At 47.6% G+C, this 19,896-nt stretch carries 19 protein-coding genes; 8 read left to right on the top strand and 11 right to left on the bottom strand.

From position 1 onward, the window contains the following. Positions 1-27: 27 nt before the first annotated feature. Positions 28-1,038 (bottom strand): hypothetical protein, encoded by a 1,011-nt coding sequence (locus CVV44_14620; GenBank protein ID PKL37578.1) that lies wholly within the window; start codon positions 1,036-1,038, stop codon positions 28-30. A gap of 365 nt (positions 1,039-1,403) precedes the next feature. On the opposite strand from CVV44_14620, the gene CVV44_14615 reads away from it, so the two are divergent. Both CVV44_14615 and mgtE read left to right on the top strand, forming a co-directional pair. After that, entirely contained in the window at positions 1,404-2,141 is a 738-nt protein-coding gene (locus CVV44_14615) for a hypothetical protein (protein PKL37577.1), read from the top strand. Positions 2,142-2,498: 357 nt separating this feature from the next. Then, complete coding sequence (mgtE, locus tag CVV44_14610; protein PKL37576.1) at positions 2,499-3,875, top strand: magnesium transporter; 1,377 nt, start codon at positions 2,499-2,501, stop codon at positions 3,873-3,875. Between the two features lie 18 nt (positions 3,876-3,893). On the opposite strand, the gene CVV44_14605 is transcribed toward mgtE, so the two are convergent. From CVV44_14605 to CVV44_14580, 6 genes are all read right to left on the bottom strand, one after another. Continuing rightward, on the bottom strand, positions 3,894-4,586 hold the full coding sequence (locus CVV44_14605; protein ID PKL37575.1) for a tRNA cyclic N6-threonylcarbamoyladenosine(37) synthase TcdA: 693 nt from the start codon (positions 4,584-4,586) through the stop codon (positions 3,894-3,896). Positions 4,587-4,596: 10 nt separating this feature from the next. Continuing rightward, the gene (locus CVV44_14600; GenBank protein PKL37574.1) at positions 4,597-5,385 is read right to left on the bottom strand and encodes a hypothetical protein; all 789 of its coding nucleotides are present in this window, start codon (positions 5,383-5,385) and stop codon (positions 4,597-4,599) included. Continuing rightward, positions 5,382-5,801 carry a secondary thiamine-phosphate synthase enzyme gene (locus CVV44_14595; GenBank protein PKL37573.1) on the bottom strand — a complete coding sequence of 140 codons (420 nt, stop codon included), beginning with the start codon at positions 5,799-5,801 and terminating at the stop codon, positions 5,382-5,384. Before CVV44_14595 ends, CVV44_14600 begins: the two co-directional genes overlap by 4 nt. Before the next feature lie 9 nt (positions 5,802-5,810). Then, entirely contained in the window at positions 5,811-6,746 is a 936-nt protein-coding gene (locus CVV44_14590) for a hypothetical protein (GenBank protein ID PKL37572.1), read from the bottom strand. A 237-nt stretch (positions 6,747-6,983) separates the two neighbouring features. Beyond that, positions 6,984-8,090, bottom strand: coding sequence for a hypothetical protein (locus tag CVV44_14585; protein ID PKL37571.1), 1,107 nt, complete (start codon positions 8,088-8,090; stop codon positions 6,984-6,986). Between the two features lie 55 nt (positions 8,091-8,145). Beyond that, entirely contained in the window at positions 8,146-9,015 is an 870-nt protein-coding gene (locus CVV44_14580) for a nitroreductase (protein PKL37570.1), read from the bottom strand. Positions 9,016-9,272: 257 nt separating this feature from the next. On the opposite strand from CVV44_14580, the gene CVV44_14575 reads away from it, so the two are divergent. The 3 genes from CVV44_14575 (at position 9,273) to CVV44_14565 (ending at position 12,401) form a co-directional block, all read left to right on the top strand. Next, the gene (locus CVV44_14575; protein ID PKL37569.1) at positions 9,273-9,755 is read left to right on the top strand and encodes a pantetheine-phosphate adenylyltransferase; all 483 of its coding nucleotides are present in this window, start codon (positions 9,273-9,275) and stop codon (positions 9,753-9,755) included. Positions 9,756-9,911: 156 nt separating this feature from the next. Then, positions 9,912-11,441, top strand: a complete 1,530-nt coding sequence (gene rny / locus CVV44_14570) for a ribonuclease Y (protein PKL37568.1) — start codon at positions 9,912-9,914, stop codon at positions 11,439-11,441. 192 nt (positions 11,442-11,633) lie between these two features. Beyond that, entirely contained in the window at positions 11,634-12,401 is a 768-nt protein-coding gene (locus tag CVV44_14565) for a TIGR00282 family metallophosphoesterase (protein PKL37860.1), read from the top strand. Here CVV44_14565 and CVV44_14560 read toward each other — a convergent pair. Then, on the bottom strand, positions 12,398-13,285 hold the full coding sequence (locus CVV44_14560; protein ID PKL37567.1) for an Hsp33 family molecular chaperone HslO: 888 nt from the start codon (positions 13,283-13,285) through the stop codon (positions 12,398-12,400). The genes CVV44_14565 and CVV44_14560 overlap by 4 nt on opposite strands. Before the next feature lie 108 nt (positions 13,286-13,393). Between CVV44_14560 and CVV44_14555 the strand changes: the two genes are divergently transcribed. Beyond that, complete coding sequence (locus CVV44_14555) at positions 13,394-14,791, top strand: hypothetical protein (protein ID PKL37566.1); 1,398 nt, start codon at positions 13,394-13,396, stop codon at positions 14,789-14,791. A 38-nt stretch (positions 14,792-14,829) separates the two neighbouring features. Here CVV44_14555 and CVV44_14550 read toward each other — a convergent pair whose 3' ends face one another. Next, a complete protein-coding gene (locus tag CVV44_14550; protein ID PKL37565.1) occupies positions 14,830-15,234 on the bottom strand; it encodes a hypothetical protein in 405 nt (134 codons plus the stop codon). A 149-nt stretch (positions 15,235-15,383) separates the two neighbouring features. Between CVV44_14550 and CVV44_14545 the strand changes: the two genes are divergently transcribed. Further along, on the top strand, positions 15,384-16,259 hold the full coding sequence (locus CVV44_14545; GenBank protein PKL37564.1) for a hypothetical protein: 876 nt from the start codon (positions 15,384-15,386) through the stop codon (positions 16,257-16,259). A 146-nt stretch (positions 16,260-16,405) separates the two neighbouring features. Here CVV44_14545 and CVV44_14540 read toward each other — a convergent pair whose 3' ends face one another. Continuing rightward, the gene (locus tag CVV44_14540) at positions 16,406-17,428 is read right to left on the bottom strand and encodes a radical SAM protein (GenBank protein ID PKL37563.1); all 1,023 of its coding nucleotides are present in this window, start codon (positions 17,426-17,428) and stop codon (positions 16,406-16,408) included. Between the two features lie 309 nt (positions 17,429-17,737). Between CVV44_14540 and CVV44_14535 the strand changes: the two genes are divergently transcribed. Continuing rightward, positions 17,738-18,004, top strand: a complete 267-nt coding sequence (locus CVV44_14535; protein PKL37562.1) for an FmdB family transcriptional regulator — start codon at positions 17,738-17,740, stop codon at positions 18,002-18,004. Between the two features lie 33 nt (positions 18,005-18,037). On the opposite strand, the gene CVV44_14530 is transcribed toward CVV44_14535, so the two are convergent. Further along, a complete protein-coding gene (locus tag CVV44_14530) occupies positions 18,038-19,894 on the bottom strand; it encodes a hypothetical protein (protein PKL37561.1) in 1,857 nt (618 codons plus the stop codon). Between the last annotated feature and the right edge of the window lie 2 nt (positions 19,895-19,896).

Below are 19,896 nucleotides of genomic sequence, written 5' to 3'. Positions count from 1 at the left end.
AATGATCGCTCATAATTTGTGCGGCGGTCACGTCTCGCTGTTGTCCTCGATTATTTTCAGTGAGGAGTTATTCTGCATTTTTGGCGCCGCGGCCCCCTCCCTGGAAAAGATAAGGATGATTTCGGTCTTAACGTCTTTTTTGATGATGAAATAATATTCACCGGAAAGCTTTCTCACCAGGTCAATGCCCCGTCCTGTCTCGGTAACAAAATCGCTGATATCCTCGCCGGTCTCAGAGGCCTTGGTGATGAGATTCTCCTGAACAATAACCCTGTTTATGCTGTCAAGTATCTTCATCTTCGACAGGCAGCCCTTATAATCGGTGATGGAAATGGCATATTCCCCGTTATTGTGTGAAAAATGGATATCCACATATTCGTTTTCTCCGAGCTGGACGGGCCGCCGCTCCTCCTTTTCAAGGGTCAGTCCGTGGGAGTGATATACGGCATTAATCGCCAGTTCATTGAGTACCAGGGTAAGAGCCATTTTATTGGCAATGGGAAAACCCCATTCGTTTATCTGTCGTATCACGGCAGCTATGGCCTTCTGAATCTGCCGTGATCCCTGTATCCGGATTCTTTTTGTATCCACGGCGTCTTTCAGGTAATTGGTGATATTGAATATGTTGTTCTTGGTGATAAGTTTCTGCGAGAGATTAAGAACCTCTGATTCCTTCAGGGGTTTTTTTAAGACATTGCCGATACCCTCGTTGAAGATTTTATCAAAGAAGGCGTCAATACTTTTATCCGTAGTCATGATGGCCGGGATATAGGGGTAGTTTTTATTCAGATAGTTATACAGGTCAAAAGCGTTATCTCCGGGTAGCTCGACCTCGGAGACCACCAGATCAAAATCATAGGCCCTCAGCTTTGACATGGCTTCAAAGGCATTTTCGCATACGGCAACCTCGTAGCCATTGTTTCTGAAAAGAGAGGTGATGTCGTCCCTGTATGGAGAAAAATCCACTACCAGCACATTATACATATCATTGATCCTTGCATTGAGTATGTTGTGCACATGTATTGATGTCAACAGCATTTCAAATACTTTTTGTCCATGTGCCTATGATTTTTTTCAGGGTATGACATTTTTGAGATGATTATATGCAAAAACTATACAATGAGTTAAAATATAATGGAGACATATTAAAATTAGATTTTGGATGTTGCCTTGTGGGCACAAGCGTTGGAAAAACCTGATTTTAAAAGGTGCCTATAAATAGATTGTATTTCCGAAAAAGAATTGATTTATAATAAATTTTATTTTATATTGTAATGTTTTTATGGGCACTTTAAAAAATCGGAATTTGGAAAAATTCAATACCGGTTTTATTAAATCCTGGGCCTGTAAGGGGACATCACTCTGAAAATTTTCAGGAATCCCCGCATATCTGTTGAAAATTAATGAAAGCGTGTTTGGAGGAAATGATGAAAAGGCTTCTGTCAATGACTGTTATTGCCATTATGGTTGTTTCGGTGGGATATCATCTGGCCGCACAGGAGAATCAGGATAAACAGTATAAACTGTCATCGGATAACCTGGACAACCAGGAAAAGGAACTGGACAGGGAGATCGTTGAATTGAACAAGAAGATTGAAAACGCCATAAAAAAATACAATCTTTTAAACACTAAAGATATTCGTATACTTCCCTACCAGACGGAATATCATCTCGACAAGGATTCCATTGACATTGAAACGCATGTCTTCATCAGGAGCAATATCTACAAGGGGAATATAGCCAGTTCTCCCGACATCGTGGGTACGCGTGTCAAAGGGATCAAAATTTATACCAATGGTCAGACGATTTCCAAAATCGAATCGAGGATATATGAAAAATATTTCAATACCGATGAGATGAACGAGGTTATAATCGTGGATCCATCGCCCACGACGGAAGGCACCGATGATATACTTTTCACCCACCGCTTCAAGGGAAAGGTCCTGATGGAAAACAAAAAACTGGGAGATGTCAAGAACACCACGGCATTTCCCGTGAGAAGCGAACTGAAGAGGGAATTCCTCGTGCCGAACCTTGAAAATTTCTACAATTCAATCATGTTTATCGCTGAAGCATACTTTAAATCTCTTAAAGATGCCGAGGAGAACATGTCCGATTTTTTGAAATCCGCTGTGAAATAAAGAAATTTACTTATACGTGCTGAACAGTGGCCGCTGCTGCGGTCCTTGTTCAGCACGCAATATATATATATATATATACCGCTTTATCCCGGTATTAATTCCTTCCCCCATCTGCAGGAATCGCCGGTATGATTATAAAATGGTTGACATGGATCAACGGCTTCGCAAACATAAGGGAACCTCTATAAATCATTATTTGGATGTTCCCTCGTGGGCACAAACGATGGAAAAAGAAAGTTTTTCCATTTTATTGTTAATGAAAAACCTTATTTTTAGAGGTGCCCATAAACGAACTTTTCGGCAGTCGGCCGGTTCAATTCATTAACAGACAACACTTCAGGAAATCGGGAATCCATTATGAAAAATCCCATTCTCATCCCGGAATTAAGAGATCTGCTCAAAAAGAAAAAATTCAAGGTATTGAAATCCTTCATGGAGGAGAGCCATCCGAAGGAAAGCGCCGAATATCTCGCTCTCATGAATCCCGATGAAATCTGGCGGCTGCTGAAACTGGTGGATATTTTTCATCGGGTTGATATCTTTGTATATCTCGACATTGATGTCCAGGTTAAACTTGTAACGAGCAGTATGCGGAAAAATGTAACCGAACTGCTGCAGGAACTCTCGTCGGATAAACGTGCAGACCTCTTTCAGCACCTGGAAAAAGACGTTGCGGACAGGCTCATGCTTTACCTGCCCATTCCTGACAGGGCCGATATCCTGAAACTCACCTCGTACCGCGAGGAGACGGCCGGTTCGATCATGACCACGGACTATGCCACGCTCACTGAAAGTGATACCGTTGAGGCGGCTGTCAGGAAGATAAGAAAAACGGCCCCCTCAAGGGAAACCATCTATTATATCTATGTAATCGACGATGTAGGCAAACTCATAGGCTTCGTTTCGCTGGAAAAGATAATTCTGTCTCAGCCCCGGCAGAAGATTAAAAACATCATGAAAAAGGACATTATTTACGCCTTCACCGATGATGACCAGGAGAACACGGCAAACCTTATCGAGGAATATGACCTTATTGCGCTTCCAATCATAGACCGCAGTGAGAGGCTTGTGGGAATTATAACCTACGACGACGCCATTGATATTATCCGTGAGGAGCACACGGAGGACATGGAAAAACTCATGGCCATCAGCGGCGGTGTCGAGGAGAAACCCTACCTGGAGGTTCCCTCGTATGTCCATTTCCGCAAGAGAGCTTTCTGGGTTGTCATCCTGGCCGTGTTCGGCCTTTTTACCGGGCTCATCATCGAGTCTTTCCAGGATACGTTGAAGACGCTGCTCATCCTGACCTTTTACATGCCGCTGCTCAACGCGGCAGGGGGAAATACGGGGTCCCAGTCTGCAACAGTGGTGCTTCGTTCACTTACATTAAATGAGCTCCATCCCAGGGATCTCGTAAAAGTGATAAAAAAGGAATTTCTGATCAGCTCCATGCTGGCCCTGTGCCTGGGACTTATGACCTTCGCGCGGGTATATCTCTTCTCGCACACGGGAATTGATCCCCGCTTCACGCTTGTTGATATAGCCATGGTCATAGCCGTTGCTCTATCCCTGCAGGTGGTATGGTCCACAATATTCGGCGGCATCATCCCCATAATAGCCACGAGACTGAAAGTCGACCCGGCCCTGGTCTCCAGTCCATTGCTCGCCACGGTCGTGGATATGGGCGGTGTTATCATATATTTTACCGCGGCGAAGCTAATGCTGGGTATATGAGCGGGGTCGGCAGGGGCCTCATCCCTTAAGGATGTCATTGATGATGACGCCTGCCGCGGTGAGGCCGAAGAGGCCCGGCAGATACGAGATGCTTCCCACGGTTGTATCAGTGCTTCGTGTATCGTGTTTCACTGGAGTTTCATCGGAATATATGCAGCGAATCCCTTCCGTAATGCCTCTCTCCCTCAGTTTTTTCCTGATTGAACGAGCCAGCGGACAGTTTGATGTTTTACCGATATCGGTTACCCTGATTCTTGCCGGATCAAGACGGTTACCGGCTCCCATGGAGGAAATAAATCGGCTGCCGTCGTGCAGAAGTGTTTCCAGCAGAGCTATTTTTGCCGGTACGTCGTCAATGGCATCGATGGCAAAGGGAAACCGGCCCGCCACCAGTTCTTCCATGTTTTCCGGGGTGAGGCGTGTTTCATGGGTGAAGAGGGAAAGCCGGGGATTGATATCCAGCATCCGTTCCCGGGCCACGCTGCATTTAGTTCTGCCCATGGATGATTCCATGGCAATGATCTGTCGGTTGATGTTGGACGGCGTGACCGTGTCATAATCAAAAATATGAATAGTACCCACCCCTGAGCGCGCAATAGCCTCCAGGGCGTATCCGCCCACGCCGCCGACGCCGAAAATGGCAACCGTGGCATTATGCAGTTTCTGCACTCCTTCTTCACCGGTTATGATGGCTGTTCTTGACTGGTCCATGTGAGTTTCCTTATAATTTCAGTCCGAAAATACGGACGGCATTTTTCGTGGTATTTTCCGCTACATCTTCCTCTGATTCGCCGAGAATTTCTGCCGCGGCTCTGAGATTGTATAGTATATTTTCCGGAACGTTAGGCGCCCCTGGATCGTTCCTGGCCTCAATGGGGGGTATGTCCGGGCTGTCAGTCTCCAGGAGAAAATGCCGGGGATATATGGTTTTCATGAGTTTTTCCCTTTTTTTGCTGTCCCGGTAGGTAAGGATGCCGCCCAGGGAAAAGCTCACTCCCAGCTTCATGAATTGCCCGGCCAGTTCCGCACTTCCGTTGAAGGAGTGGATGAGGGCCCCGGCAGGGGGAACCCCGATTGTTTTTAATAAACCGTGGAGCTCCTGAAAGGCCCCGCGGCAGTGTATGACCACGGGAAGGTCTATGGCGCAGGCTATGGCAAGTTGTCTTTCAAAGGCCTCGACCTGGAGGGCGAAGTTGTCGGAATTGGTTTTGCTGTCCAGGCCGATTTCCCCGATAGCCACGGCACCCTGTTCGCGGGCCGTGGTCAGCTCATGGAGCCGCCGTAGATGTTCTGCACGGACGTACCAGGGATGGACTCCCAGGGCGCACTCAACCTCGGTGAAGCGCCGTGCAATGGCGGTTGAGACGGACCACTGGTCGGGCGTTATGGATGCGGTGATGAGGCGGACAATGCCGGCTTTCCGCGCACCGGCGATGATGCCGTCCAGATCGTGAATGAAAAAGTCGCTCTCCAGATGGCAGTGCGCGTCAACGAGTCTCATAATTGTCATTCGCCGATTATCTTGACCATCACCCTTTTGGGACGCCGGCCGTCGAATTCGGCGTAAAAGATCTGCTCCCAGGGACCGAAATCGAGTTTTCCATCAGTCACGGCTACCACCACCTCGCGTCCCATGATGGTTCGCTTGATGTGGGCGTCGCCGTTGTCCTCCCCGGTCCGGTTATGACGGTAACGGCTGATGGGTTCATGGGGGGCAAGGCCCTCGAGAAAATCATCAAAATCCTGGATGAGTCCGCTTTCAGCATCATTAACGTATACCGATGCTGTAATGTGCATGGCGTTTACCAGGCACAGTCCTTCCTGGATCCCGCTCTTTTGCAGAACGCCTTCCACCTCACGTGTGATATTGATGAATTCCCGCCTTGATTTCGTGTTAAAGGTCAGGTATTCGCGAATCGATTTCATCAAGCCCTCCTATCGCCCTTTTACTTTTCCAAAAAACATGGATGATATATTGAAGTAAACGGCCAGGGGGAATGATATGATGAATGAAAAAATGACAAGATACGAGGCGCTGATGAGATAGCGCAGTATACTGAGATAGTCGAATATTTCCGGGCCGTATGTTTTAAGGGCCGCAGCCGAATCGGACCTGGGTGTTATGCTGTTGATGATGTCGGTGAAGAGGGATTCCATGGTAAAAAACTTGATGACTTTCGGATAGGCCATTTCCACTTTCCACTGCACCGATTTGGTAAGTCCGCCGGCATATCTCACCAGGTAATAGATTATAAGGAGACTGAGGAAGAGCAGTGAGAGCGAGATAATCAGGTAAACCAGGACATTGAGCCATCGCTCTTTTATGGAAATCTTCAGTTCCAACAGGATACCCTTCAGGCTCTCTGCTTCGCTCACCAGTGGAGGGAATACGGCAAAGACGCATATGCTGGTAAGCATGAGAAAAAAGTTAACAGCGAAGATGGGCACTGTGAGGAGCGTCATTATCACCGGGCCCGCATAGGGGATATGGCCAACAGAGGATATTCCCACTTCAATAAAGAGCACCAGCATTATCGTGAAAACCATGGCCAGCGAGATGCCCAGGATATACGGGCTTTTACGGAATGTGGCCCTGGTGGCGTTTTTTCGTATTGATGCCGCATTTTCCGGTGACGTGGTTATCATGTAAACGCCGGCAAAGGCGAGAAGCAGCGATGTGAAGGAAAGAAATATTCCTACATTCTGGAAAAAATAGAAAAAGTAACTTTTTTTTGGCATCACCTGCGCCAGCAGGATAAAGAGAAACAGGGCCAGAAGCCCGATTCCCACGAAGAGCCAGGTGAGATAGAAGCTGTCCCTGAAATTTTTAAGCAGCAGGGGACTGCCGGTATCAGTAGTGTTGATCTGCATCTTTTTCTCCTGTAACGATACTGTCGTTGTCTGTGATAGAAAAGGCGATATTCATTTTAGGGTGTAGTTTTAATAATACTGTGTTTATTATTGATTATATGAAAAAAAGCAAGTAAAACATTAACGGGCCCGTAAATATTTTCATAAGGCAGAATGCTGAAGACAGGTTTTCTGTTCAGAAAGTAAAATATTGCCACAATGGCGGGAATAATGGGCAGGCATCGTCAAGATTAATAATCAAGGGGCGTTTTTGCCGGGAAGGGTGATAATTTCACCGATGCTTATGATGAGGAAGCGTGATCGGTCGAGCTTACGCGCCGTGATTTTTTCCTTCAATTCCAGGACGGGGTAACCCGCCGGTTCATAGCCGAAACTGAAGGTTCCCCAGTGGGCGGGGATGAAGTTACGTGCGCCCAGTTCATCAAAGGCCCTGAGTGTTTCGTCAATATCCATGTGGGCGTAGTGCATGAACCATCGGGGCTGGTATGCTGTGACGGGCATGAGGGCGTAATCTATGTTCGGGAAATTTTTTCCGATTACTTCAAATCCTTTGAAATATCCGCTGTCGCCGGCGATGTACACGGTGCATTCAGGGCTTTCCAGGATGAAGCTTGCCCAGAGCGTCCTGTTGGTTCCCGTGGTGACGCGGCGCGACCAGTGCTGGGCGGGGAGGCAGTGGAGCCCGATGCCGCCGCCGCAGTCATGGGATTGCCACCAGTTCATTTCGGTGATATCCTGCCTGCCCAGGTCTTCAAAAAAGGGCCGGAGTCCCAGGGGGGCGAATATCCTCACCGATGCGGGCAGTTCTTTGATGGTTTCCCTGTCCAGGTGATCATAGTGGTTGTGGGTGATGATGATGTTAAGGGAGCCCGGTAGTCTGCGCAGTTCAGCAGCCGTGACGGCCGGCGGGGTTTTCCGTTTTGTCCAGAAGGAACGCCCGCTCAGGATGGGGTCGATGAGCCAGTACACCCCGTTGATCCTGATGAGAAAAGAATTGTGGCCGATCCACATAATGAAATTGGTCTGCTCCGGCAGCGACATGATTCTTGACAGCGCATGAGGGATCACGGCGGGAAGATAGTTTTTTTCATGTTCGGTGAAACGGGGTTTTTTCGCCGTTACCCATTCCAGGAATTCACCGACGCTTTTATCCTGCCAGGGAAGCCAGGGATTTTCGTAATGGCCGTCCCGGTAATTGTTTTCGTAAAGCTTTTCTGTATCCGTATCCTGAACCTTTTTCTTCCATTCCTCTTCGCTGAACTGCCTGCTGTATGATGAACAGGCCATGGCCAGGATCGGTATCAATACGAGGATATGCATTCGAATCATGGAAACATTTTTCATGCAATTATCCGGTGAAGTCAAGTGCTATATGGACCGCCGCCCGCTCCCGGCAGTTTTATTTTCCCGACCAGGTTGTCGAGTAGCTGTATGTAGCATCGGGAATGGACAGGGACGGGTTCTCTTTGGTCCATGTACCGTCCAGCCCTGCTTCGGCGGCCGTCAACTGAAAGTGGCACATGGCAATACCCATGTCGACGCGCTGCAGATCGGCCAGGGAGAGTATTTTCAGGGTTCGTCCGTAGCTCTTTGTTCTTTTCAGGTACAGATGGTATATATCGCTGTTGCCGTCTTTCACGATGCGCCAGGGCTGCTTGTTGGACGCCGACGGGGCGCGGCGTACCATTTCCAGGACCTGAGTGTAAGCGTCGGCTTTGTCGGGAGAAAGGGGAGTGGAGAAATCGTCTGAGAAAAAAAGTTCGTGCCAGGGCATGCGGCGGTCCGAACCGGCGGCGCCGCGTGAGAGATTGTCCCTCATGGTGCGCCTGTCCATTTTTACTCCTATGGCAGCCACGGCAGGGACGACTTCATTTTTATCTGCGGATATTTTGCGGGCAAAACCGCTCCGTGAAAAGGTACCGCCAAGCCAGCAGGTGCCAAGTCCCCTGTCCGTTGCGTGGAGGATGAGGTGTTCCATGGCATACCCGTAATCTTCAAGGTTTCCCGCACCGGGGCCGACGGCACCGATAATATAACCGGCCGGGTCTTTTATGATGCCATAAGTTCCAAGGCCCTTCAGAGATCTGCTGTCTTCATCGGTGGCTGCTTGCAGTTGAAAGCGGACTGCGCTGCCCCAGGGCACCGTGACAGGGCCGGCGCACCGTGACTGTATTGCCGCCAGGGATGCGGGGTCCAGTTGGCATGGTTCGTAGGTCCTGCAGGAGGTCCTCTCCTGTATGATTTCTGTTATGGGTCTTGAGAATTCCATGGTTTTCTCCTGGTAAATTGTTTGTAATTTGATAATTTATCAATTTTATAAATATCGAACTGAATATACATATAATTCTCTTTATTGGCAACCATGAATCGCGGATTTTTAAAATTTACATAAAAACGCTAATATAAAGCTGTAAGCGCCACTTGCAACACTAAATTTGTCTTTGTAAATTCTATATTATGCGGTAATCTACTTGACATTAAATCTTAATTAATTATAATAACCGATTTAGGAGTAGTTTTGAATATATGCGGATTGGAATTTATCCGGGATCTTTTGATCCTTTGACTTATGGGCATCTCGATATTATTAAGAGATCGAAGAATATATGTGATAAACTGATAATCGCGATTGCTAAGAACAGTGAAAAACACTCTCTGTTTTCTGTAAAAGAAAGGATAGAGATGATTGAATACTGTTGCAAGGATGAGAGTGATTTTATCGAAATAGTATCCTTTAACGGGCTCGTAGTTGATTATTGCAGGGAAAGGAATGTCTCCTTTATTATAAGGGGATTGCGTTCAGTGAGCGATTTTGAATACGAAAATCCTATTGCTGCGGTTAACAGAAAGCTGGCCCCGGAACTCGATACTATTTTTATGATATCAAGAGAAGAAACCTCTATCATATCATCGCGCTTAGTAAAGGAAGTTGCCAGTTATCACGGTGATACATCTGCCCTGGTCCCCCAATTCGTATCAGACAGAATTCAACAAAAATTTTCAAACTAATCCTGGTTGAGTAACTGCCTCCTGTCTGTGGAGTCGGTGTATTCAATGAACGATTTTTAAGATTTAAATCGAAAGCCGGAAACAACATGAGGCTTCTGTCCGCTGCCAGGTTTGGACAGAAATGTCAGGGATGATTTCCGTTAAAGGGGGTTTGCTATGGTGACAATAATTCTGATTTGTGCTCTCCCTGTAGCTGGTGTATTGGGATATGCCGCTCGTGCATATATTGGAAAGATAAAACTCAATTCTTCTGAAGCCAAGTCTCGCAGGATTATTCAGGACGCGCTGAAAGAGGCTGAGAATAAGCGTAAAGAACTGCTTATTGAGGCAAAAGACCAACTGTTGAAGGAAAAAAACCTTCTCGAGAAGGAAATAAGGGAGCGTCGTCAGGAATTGACTAACTCCGAGAAGCGCCTGGTGCAGAAGGAAGAGTCGATTGATAAGCGGATTGAACAGCTGGAAAAACAGGAAAAGCAAGTACAGATCAAAGAACAGGAAAATACTGAAAAGGAAACAGAACTCCGGAAGGAATTCGAAAGATATAACAGGGAACTTGAAAGAATTTCCGGCATGACTGCCGACGAGGCCAAGAATCTTCTTCTGAAAAACCTGGAGAACGAAGTAAAATTTGAGGCCACAAAACTCATTAACAAGATAGAAGAAGAAGCGAAAAGAACTGCGGAGAAAAAGGCAAAAGAGATCATTGTGTCGGCCATACAGAGGAATGCCTCGGAGCATACTTCTGAGTGCACGGTGACAACGGTTTCTCTCCCGTCCGACGAGATGAAAGGACGGATCATAGGCAGGGAAGGCCGCAATATCAGAACCCTGGAGAACCTCACCGGTGTGGATATGATTATTGATGACACGCCTGAAGTGGTTGTTATATCGGGCTTTGATCCTGTTCGAAGGGAAATCGCCCGCATCTCTCTTGAACGCCTGATTCAGAATGGAAGAATTCATCCGGCGCGGATAGAAGAGGTGGTTAATAAAGTAACCAACGAGATAGAAGAGTCCATGCTCGAGGAAGGGGAAAAGGCCTCTTATGAACTGGGCATACCCGGGATGAGCAGGGAAGCCATGTATCACATTGGCAAACTGAAATACCGTACCAGTTACGGACAGAACGTTCTGCAGCACAGCAAGGACGTGGCAAATCTTGCCGGCATCATGGCTGGAGAGCTGGGCCTGGATGTGCAGCTGGCCAAAAGAGCCGGTCTCCTGCATGATATAGGAAAGGGAAGCGTCGTTGAAGGAGAAGGGGCCCACGCTCTCGTGGGTGCTGAAATGGCAAAGAAGTTCGGTGAATCGGACAAGTGCGTCAATGTCATCGCTTCCCACCATAACGACAGGGAACAGGAAACATTTGAGGCTGTCCTCGTACAGGTTGCCGATGCCATTTCTGCATCAAGGCCGGGGGCCCGTCGCGAATCGCTGGAGACATACCTCAAGCGGCTGGAGAATCTTGAGGCCATAGCATCGGGATTCAAGGGAGTCGATAAATGTTTCGCCATTCAGGCGGGCCGCGAACTCCGCGTTCTCGTCGATAATACTCTTGTCACCGATGACCGGGCCGAACAGATGGCCAGGGAGATCGCTTTGAAAATTGAATCGGAGCTGAAGTATCCCGGAATTGTCAGGGTTACCCTGATCCGTGAAACGCGAATTATAGATTATGCGAAATAATCTTGCATGACATATTTCCTATTGCAGGGGCGTGTTGTTGCACGCCCCTGTTTTTTTTTATGGGTCCGTCGTGAAATCTGCTTGATGAAATGACGTTTTCCCCTTCATCATATAAGGGAACCTATGAAAACCTGATTCTTACAGGTGCCCATAAAATACTATTGAATGAAAAGGTGACACATGTCTAAAACAATGAATATACTGGCCGTCGGTGACGTGATAGGCCGCCCGGGCAGGGATATGCTGGCGAACCGGCTCCAGGGGCTCGTGGATCAGTACCGGATCGACCTGGTGATAGTGAACGGCGAAAACGCAGCGGGAGGCCGCTCCATAACACCGGAGATCTTCAGGGATTTTATTAATATGGGCGTCGATGTCGTAACCACGGGAAATCATATCTGGGACAACAATGATGTACTGAGTATCATAGACAACGAAGACCGACTTCTGCGGCCGGCTAATTTTCCGCCGGGAGTAGTAGGGAAGGGTTTCTGCCATATCGACAAAAAAGGTGTCCGAATAACGGTTATGAATTTCATGGGAAGGTCCCAGATGGACCCTGTGGACTGTCCATTCCGGGCTTTTGATGAATTATATAACTCCGTAAAGGACGGTTCCGATATCATCATCGTTGATCTTCATGCCGAGACTACATCGGAGAAGAGGGCATTCGGATGGTATACCGATGGCCGCGCTTCAGCTGTTTATGGAACGCATACCCATGTTCAGACGGCTGATGAGGAAATATTTCCCGGCGGCACCGGGTATATCACCGACATTGGTATGACCGGGGCTTTTGACTCGGTCATCGGCATGAACAAGGAGCAGTCCATCCGGCGATTTCTCTATCGGACCAGGGTGCGCTTCGAGGTGGCCACGGGAAATCCCAGGCTGAACGGTATAATGTTCACGATCAACACCGATGGGAAAACCGAGAGTATTTGCAGGGTGAATATCTAGCCGGATTTTTGAGATATGATGGCCGCCAGGTCATCTTCGCTGAAATAATAGGTTTTTTTGCAGAAAGTGCAGGTCATTTCGACTCCCCGGTCCTGTTGAAGCATGTCGAGCAGTTCCTCCCTATCCAATCCCTCCAGGGTTTTCAGGAGAACACCCCTTTCACAGCGGCATTGCGATCTGAGGGGATTGCTTTCCAGCACGGTCATGGCCCGGTTGCCAAAGAGCTCCGCGACGATGGCGGTGATATCCATGCCCTTAAGTAAAAGTTCACCCAGGGATATTTTCATGGAACGTATATTGGATTCAACCAGGCCTATCGATTCCTCGGGGGTTTCCGGGAACGTCTGTATCAGGATTCCCCCTGAAGCGATGATGGTTCCCTCCCGGTCCAGGTCCAGGGCCAGTATCACCGCCGATGGTATCTGTTCCGAAGAGGCAAGGTAGTACGAGAGGTCTCCTGCCACATCTCCGTACATGAGGGGCATAATGCTGCTGTAAGGCTCCTTCATGCCCAGATCCTTTATGACATAGAGAAATCCCGCGCCGATAGTTCTGGAAAAGCTGATTTTACCGATATCTTCGGTCTGATCAACGTGGGGGTTTGCCACATATCCCCGCAGGTTTCCACGGGCATCGGCCTGGACATGTATCTCCTTGACGGGGCCGTCCCCGGCAAATTTCAGGGCTATGCTCTGGTTGGACCCCGGTTTCAATGTGGCGCTCATAAGGGCTGTGGCGTTGATTGTTCTTCCCAGCGCCACCGTGGCGTTTGGTGAGGTTCCGTGTGTAGATATGATATTTCTGACCGTATCCAGTGATGTGACCGCACAGGCCCGGAGGTTGAGCTCATCGCATATAATTCTGGTAATGGTGTCCTGGCGCATGGTATCCTGTCTTCTCCGCCGTGAGGAATTCACGGGATTGCTGTTTTTTTAACACCATATGTAATGCAGTGATTGACATGTCAATCCGTATTATTTACTTATTCCATCATGGCTGGAAAAGAACTACCTGTATGGCGGAAGGTAACCTACTCATCGGGGCAGATAGGCGCTTCGCTCATGCCCATGATAACCATCGGATGGCTTCTTTATTTTTATACCGGGCGTTATGATGCGGACGGAAATAAAATAATGATCGTCAGCTATACAGCCTTTGCCGTCATTAATCTCATCTGTCGTGTATTTGACGCCCTTGCTGCGCCTTTTGTAGGATATCTCTCCGATAAAATAAATACGCGATGGGGGAGGCGTATGCCATGGATTATCATTGGGGCTCCCTTTATGACTGTCTTTGCCGTAATGCTTTTTTATCCCCCCGGCGTTCCCGGATCGGCAGTGAATGTTATCTGGCTTACCATGGGGCTTTCCGGTTTATGGTTTTTTTATACCGTGGCCGTGGCTCCCTATATTGCCCTCCTTCCCGAGATTACGGTGCATGATGAGGAGCGGATCGAGATATCCACCTACATGGGTGTTTTCGAGGTGGCGGGCACCCTGCTTGCCACTATTGCCGTGGGATTTTTCATACAGGAATTTCCACACGGTATCGGTGGGGGAACGGGGCCGGTGCGGGACGGATATAAACTGGCCATTATCATTTTCGGATTCCTCTCACTTGTATTTTTCTGGATTTCCATAGCCTTTGTGCAGGAGAAACCCCCGTCCAGGGCAAAGGAAGTACCCTATGGATTCATTGAATCCATGAAACAATGCATGAAAAACAGGGCCTTCATTTACTTCATGGTCACCGTGACCTTTTTCAGCGCCGCTATCGATACGCTTATCGCCATGATTCCCTTCATGGTGACGCTGGTGATGAAAGAGGGACCGCACATGGCCGGGTACATTCAGGGAGGGCTGGTCGTCCTGACACTGCCCGTCATATTTATCATCTACAGGGTGGCGGCAAAAGTGGGAAAGAAAAGGGTATTTGGATCCGGGCTGGTCATGTTCGCCTGTACGCTGCCCTTTATAGCTCTCATGAAGGTTTTTCCCTTTGCCGGGCTGGCCGTGAACAGGATTGGAATTCTGATGGGATATCGGCCCATGAGTATGGAGATCATCAGCCTGATCCACGTATGTATTTTTCTTGTATTCCTGGTGTTTCCCCTGGCTGCATTTTTTGTACTCATCAGGCCCATATTCGCTGACATCATCGATATCGATGAAGAAATGACGGGATTCCGGCGGGAGGCCATGTATGATGGGATGCAGGGCCTGGTGATAAAAGTCGCTGCGGGGATTGCCTCGATAATCGGACCCCTGTCCCTCATGTTTTTCGGTGGCACTATAGAGAACCCCGGAGGGGTCCAGGTCGTGCTTCTCATCTGCGCCGTTTTTCTTCTGGCTGCCTATTATGTGTTTAAAAAGTATCCTCTGGAGAAATAGTCTCTGCGGCACAGTAAACCAATGGCAATGTACAGGAATTACTTATCCTTTGATTTTTGGGTGATATTATATTGTGCTTTCATGCAATCATCGCAGAGACTGTGTGAAATCTCTGCTGCGGTGTTATTCTGAATAAACTCATCAATGGGGATCCATGAGTCCTGAACCCGTATTTTTTTACAGAAGGAACAGACGGGAAGAAAACCTTCCAGGTATTTCACGTGACTGAGCTGCCGCCATGTGAAAGATAAGACAAATATCGCCATGGCTAAAACCATACCCGATTCGTAAGCCGATTCGACAATATTCACCGGTGTGGCCGGAGCGCCGAAAAAGGTATGAGGAAGATCGGCTGTTTCACTGAGCCAGAGGAAGACTACAATGAGAGTAAAACCAAATAGTTCGTATAAAAGTATTCGTTTTGTAATGGCTTTTTTAGTCATGACGATTATCCCCCGGGGCGGTATGAAAGGCTGATTTAGCATAAACGATTATATCGGCCAGATCAACTCTTTTTAAAATAGTATTGACGCTGTCAGATAAAAGCAATAGGTATTATTGAGAGAAATAAAAGAGGAGATACCGGCACCATATGAATGATCGGGCCCAATATGAAAATCTATTGATAACCAACCGCCCTGAAAAAGGGCATATTTCCGTCAACTGGCTGGGCACGGCAGGCCTGTATATTGCCGATGAAACCTGCGGTTTCTACATTGATCCCTATGTCTCACGCTCAGGCCTTTTCAATATTTTTGCAGGAACGCCCCTGCTGTCACGCCCGGAACAGGTAGATGCATGGATTGAAAAAACACAGGGACGTGATGCGAAAGCAGTCTTTGTCAGCCATTCACATTTTGATCATGTTCTCGATGCGCCGGCTTTTGCAGGAAAAACCGGGGCCAGGCTCATCGGGTCAGAAAGCACGGCCTGGGTTGGAAGAAGTCACGGTCTGCCCGGGGGGCAGCTGCTGTGCCCCGGCGGGGAGAAAATTATACTGGGAAATTTTACCATCACGGTCCTGGAGAGCCGGCACGGCCCGGCCTTTCTTGGTCGGATTCCCTTCCCGGGCGTCATTGACGGTCCAATTACTATACCTTCACCGGCCGGAAATTACCGGCTGGGGAAGACCTATTCCCTGGTCATCGGGCATCCTTCCGGAACCTTGGTTCATCACGGCAGTGCCGGCTTTCTTCCCGGCATGTATGACGGGATCAGGGCCGATGTGATATTTCTCGGCATAACCGGTGCCAAGGACCTGTCCGCATATATGGAAGAAGTGCCCGTATCACTGGGAGTGAAAATGCTTATCCCCATTCATTTCGATAATTTTTTTAAACCCCTGGAGGAGGGGAAAATCACGTTCATACAGAACGGCGCCACGAAAAAGTTCTGGAAACACATGGATGGAAATGACTATGGATTCAAAGTGAGAACACTCCCCATCGGACGGACCGTCGGTCTGTAGTAAACCATAATCAGAGCCCCCTAAATCCCCCGGAGGGGGACTTCTAACGATGAAAAATATTAAACCCCTCTCAGGGGTGGCGGCCGTTAGTTTATATATGTCTGAATTCTATTCGCCGGGATATCCTCTATAGCTTTTTATATTTACTAACCTTCCAATGCATGAATAGCAGGGGCAGCTGTCTTTTCGATACGATACTCCAGTCTTTCCAGGCCGAAATGCTCCTTCAGGTACAGGATATTGCTTTTACGATGGCCGATATATTCTTCGCTGTCCCTGGCCGGAAGGGACAGGTGAATTCCCGTCGGTGTTGTGTGCCGCAAATGTTCCCCGATGAGATTGGCAAGTTCATCGCGCTTTACCCTGGATTTTACAAGGAAGCCGAAGGCAGGATGATAGGGCCCGGCAAGAATGTCAGTCTGTTCCTCGGGACCAAGGGGATGGAGACCCATGCGTATGACGGGGATACCGCTATTTTTAAAAATCAGGTACATCTCTTTACAGGTTCCGATGGCTTCTTCCAGCGACAGGGGAGAATAATTTCCCGAGGAAAAGAGACGTGCCAGTTCGGTCCCGGCCATGACTACGGTGGGATATATCCGCACTGATGATGGATTGAGTTCAACGGCTTTCAGGGCCGAGAATACCGACAGTTCCCGTGTGTCCAGGGGCAGTCCCGGCATGAGCTGAATTACCAGGTCAAATCCCTTTTCCCTGATGAGACGGGCTGCCCTGACCGTATCTTCGGCGCTGTGTCCCCGGAAAGACGCAGTGAGAACATCGTCGGAAAAGGACTGGGCGCCCAATTCAATAGTGGTCACACCGAACCGCGCCAGCAGGGAAAGTTTATTTTCATCTATGTAGTCGGGTCGCGTGGAGATACGGATCGCATGGACAAAACCGCTTTTCCTGAAGGGCAGGACTGCCTCGAGAAGCTCCGTCTGTTTTTCTTCATTGATTCCCGTGAAGCTTCCACCGAAGAAAGCCAGTTCAATCCTGGTGACACTTCTTTTTATTGAGGAAGCATATCGTTCCACCTGTTCCTGAATTAGCCGGCCATGGGGTATCCGTTCCGCACCGCTGGTTTTCCACTGGTTGCAGAAAGCGCAGCGGTGGGGGCATCCCATGTGCGGGACAAATACCGGTATAGTTATCTGCTTTTTCGCCATATTCAGTTCATTTCATTATTAGTGGATTATGTGCAGTCTGTTAAGAATATCATGCGTGACAAAATGGTGGGAGAGTCAATATTTTTATGAAAATAAAATTGAAGAGGAGTGAATGAACGGCAAATTTTTGGGATATTGTTGCTTGTGATGCATTCCGGAATTTTATTCTCTCTCAGAGAAGGCGTGTAACAAAATAAAATTATTATTGACGAATACCGGTAGTGAAGTGAACTGGATACACTTGGAACTTTGTTTTATTAATATGTAAAATAATACATATGCAAATATTAACACAATGAGGTCTTTTCTATGCCAACTTATGAGTATAAATGTACCGTGTGCGATCACACCTTTGATGTTTTCCAATCCATGAGCGATGATCCCATTAAAACGTGCGAGAAATGCGGCGGTGAGGTGAGGAAACTTTTTGGTACAGCGGGAATTATATTCAAGGGTCCAGGTTTCTATGTCAATGATTACAAAAAAAATGGAAGTTCTTCTGCTTCTTCATCAAAATCTGAAAGCGCTCCTGCATGCAGTGGATCCTGTGATTCCTGCAGCGTATCAGACCAGTAACCGGCCTATTCCTTCTCCCGAAAGGAATTGTGCTTACTGCCTTTTTTTCCTCAGTTTCTGAGCTCTTTTCTGCCGGTAGAGGGTAAGCAGGTAGTTTTCGATATTCAGAATGGCCCTGCCGGGGATAGCCTCATCCTTTATCTTATAACCTGCCAGGGAGTCGGTGAACTCCCGTATCAATTCCGGTGTCTGGATAATATCAGGATCCACCATGAGATAATCGATATCCGATATCAGGTAATCCTGGCTTTTCACCGGGTAGAGGACTGTCCTGGCATTATATATGGGGATCACTATTTTTAAATTATTCTGACGGATCTCGTTTATGATGGTGTCCACCTTGGTCTCATTATCAGGCGCCAGTTCCAGGTAATCGGACAGGGCTATGATGGGGGCATTCCTGGTTTTAATCTGTCCATAGAGATCCTTCGTGGCCCGTGACATGGCTGATTTTTTACGTTTACCGGAAGCCCTGGTTCCCGGAACGCTCATCGCCTCCTCGTGACTCTCCCTGCGACTGAAGAGTGATGTAAAGAAACTTACAATTTTTTTGATAACCGATTCATGTTCTTCCTCTATCTCCTGTTCGGCGGCGGCTTCCTCTTTTTCCCTGTTCTTGAAATCCTCATATTCCCGGATCATCTGCCTTATCCGCTGTGTCCCGTTTTCGTTTCCGAGCATTGTCCGGGCAAGCTGTCCAGAGAGAAGCATTTCGCTGCCAACATCGCATAACAAATCCATGAGCGATATATATTCGTTTTTTTCGATATGTGTGAGCTGGTTAAACCGGTCATTGTCCTTGATTATAACCTGATGCAGGCCGGTCATTTTTGTCTGGAAGGATGCACCGTCTAAAAAATATAAATTTTTATGGGGATCAGTATATGTAATTATTTTCTTTTTTTCCATATCCTTTTTCGCCCAGCGTTGCAGCATTTCCGGCGTGAGCATGTTGAAGATGCCGAGAAGATCCGTATCCCTGCAGATGCTGTTTTCACGGACGAATTTAACCATATCGTCGTTGATGGCGATAAGGGGGTCGATGATTTTATCGACTTTCAGCAGACAGGATCGCAGTGAAGCGAAATTCTTGACTTCCATGAGATCCTTCTTGTCTACGGACGTGTTGAGGTCCTCGATGATTATATTCAGCAGGTAGTCCAGTTTGTTGTCACGGTAATCAGCGAAATCCGTGTTCAGTATGCCAAATTTTTTTAATCGTCTATTTATAAGGGTGGAATGAACGGAAATGATGTTCTTCAGTTCATCCATATTCAGCTTGCTCCTGACCTGTTCGTAGTTATGCTGGTGAAAGCAGTAATCTTCGGTATGCTCGAACTGGTTTTTGTCCAGGGAAAAATGCTTGAAAGTGAAAATGCTCGTGCCCAGTTCCATCTTCACTATGCGTGAAATATGGGCCTTGTTCTGGGCGTTTTTTATAAGCTTGGTCAGATTGAAGAGACGGAATTTCGTGAGGAGATCCAGGAGGCCCTCGAGGGAACGGTCATCCCTTTCTTTTTCAATGCGGTTGAGATCTTCGTTTTTTAAATTTACCGCATATTCCGACATCTCGTTTATGGACAGCTTTTTCGTGCTTGGATCGACATTAAATTGAAGGGAGCTGATTGATCTAACATTGTCGGGATAGTTTTTCAGCAGCTGATCTACCAGGAACTGGATATTCTTATTGCGCGACGGAGTCAGGGGAATCTTGATATTGCGTGATTTGGTCAGATCGTCAATAGTAGCCAGCTGCCCCTGTCCGTTTTTCAGATATTGTTCCTGAAGGCGATGTATTTCATTCAGGACCTCATAGATATGTGCCTCTTTTTCTATATGCGAATTGAGGAAGTTAAATTTTTCCGATGTATTTTTTGAAGGAGTATCCATTT

It is taken from the genome of Spirochaetae bacterium HGW-Spirochaetae-1, assembly GCA_002839375.1.
Classification (GTDB): domain Bacteria; phylum Spirochaetota; class UBA4802; order UBA4802; family UBA5550; genus PGXY01.
This window is presented reverse-complemented; position numbering and strand designations above follow the sequence as displayed.

What these genes read in the sequence shown, in the direction of transcription:
- CVV44_14620 (PKL37578.1), bottom strand. Translation starts at nt 1,038, where the DNA reads ATGCTGTTGACATCAATACATGTGCACAACATACTCAATGCAAGGATC.
- CVV44_14615 (PKL37577.1), top strand. Translation starts at nt 1,404, where the DNA reads ATGAAAGCGTGTTTGGAGGAAATGATGAAAAGGCTTCTGTCAATGACT.
- mgtE (PKL37576.1), top strand. Translation starts at nt 2,499, where the DNA reads ATGAAAAATCCCATTCTCATCCCGGAATTAAGAGATCTGCTCAAAAAG.
- CVV44_14605 (PKL37575.1), bottom strand. Translation starts at nt 4,586, where the DNA reads ATGGACCAGTCAAGAACAGCCATCATAACCGGTGAAGAAGGAGTGCAG.
- CVV44_14600 (PKL37574.1), bottom strand. Translation starts at nt 5,385, where the DNA reads ATGACAATTATGAGACTCGTTGACGCGCACTGCCATCTGGAGAGCGAC.
- CVV44_14595 (PKL37573.1), bottom strand. Translation starts at nt 5,801, where the DNA reads ATGAAATCGATTCGCGAATACCTGACCTTTAACACGAAATCAAGGCGG.
- CVV44_14590 (PKL37572.1), bottom strand. Translation starts at nt 6,746, where the DNA reads ATGCAGATCAACACTACTGATACCGGCAGTCCCCTGCTGCTTAAAAAT.
- CVV44_14585 (PKL37571.1), bottom strand. Translation starts at nt 8,090, where the DNA reads ATGAAAAATGTTTCCATGATTCGAATGCATATCCTCGTATTGATACCG.
- CVV44_14580 (PKL37570.1), bottom strand. Translation starts at nt 9,015, where the DNA reads ATGGAATTCTCAAGACCCATAACAGAAATCATACAGGAGAGGACCTCC.
- CVV44_14575 (PKL37569.1), top strand. Translation starts at nt 9,273, where the DNA reads ATGCGGATTGGAATTTATCCGGGATCTTTTGATCCTTTGACTTATGGG.
- rny (PKL37568.1), top strand. Translation starts at nt 9,912, where the DNA reads ATGGTGACAATAATTCTGATTTGTGCTCTCCCTGTAGCTGGTGTATTG.
- CVV44_14565 (PKL37860.1), top strand. Translation starts at nt 11,634, where the DNA reads ATGAATATACTGGCCGTCGGTGACGTGATAGGCCGCCCGGGCAGGGAT.
- CVV44_14560 (PKL37567.1), bottom strand. Translation starts at nt 13,285, where the DNA reads ATGCGCCAGGACACCATTACCAGAATTATATGCGATGAGCTCAACCTC.
- CVV44_14555 (PKL37566.1), top strand. Translation starts at nt 13,394, where the DNA reads ATGGCTGGAAAAGAACTACCTGTATGGCGGAAGGTAACCTACTCATCG.
- CVV44_14550 (PKL37565.1), bottom strand. Translation starts at nt 15,234, where the DNA reads ATGACTAAAAAAGCCATTACAAAACGAATACTTTTATACGAACTATTT.
- CVV44_14545 (PKL37564.1), top strand. Translation starts at nt 15,384, where the DNA reads ATGAATGATCGGGCCCAATATGAAAATCTATTGATAACCAACCGCCCT.
- CVV44_14540 (PKL37563.1), bottom strand. Translation starts at nt 17,428, where the DNA reads ATGGCGAAAAAGCAGATAACTATACCGGTATTTGTCCCGCACATGGGA.
- CVV44_14535 (PKL37562.1), top strand. Translation starts at nt 17,738, where the DNA reads ATGCCAACTTATGAGTATAAATGTACCGTGTGCGATCACACCTTTGAT.
- CVV44_14530 (PKL37561.1), bottom strand. Translation starts at nt 19,894, where the DNA reads ATGGATACTCCTTCAAAAAATACATCGGAAAAATTTAACTTCCTCAAT.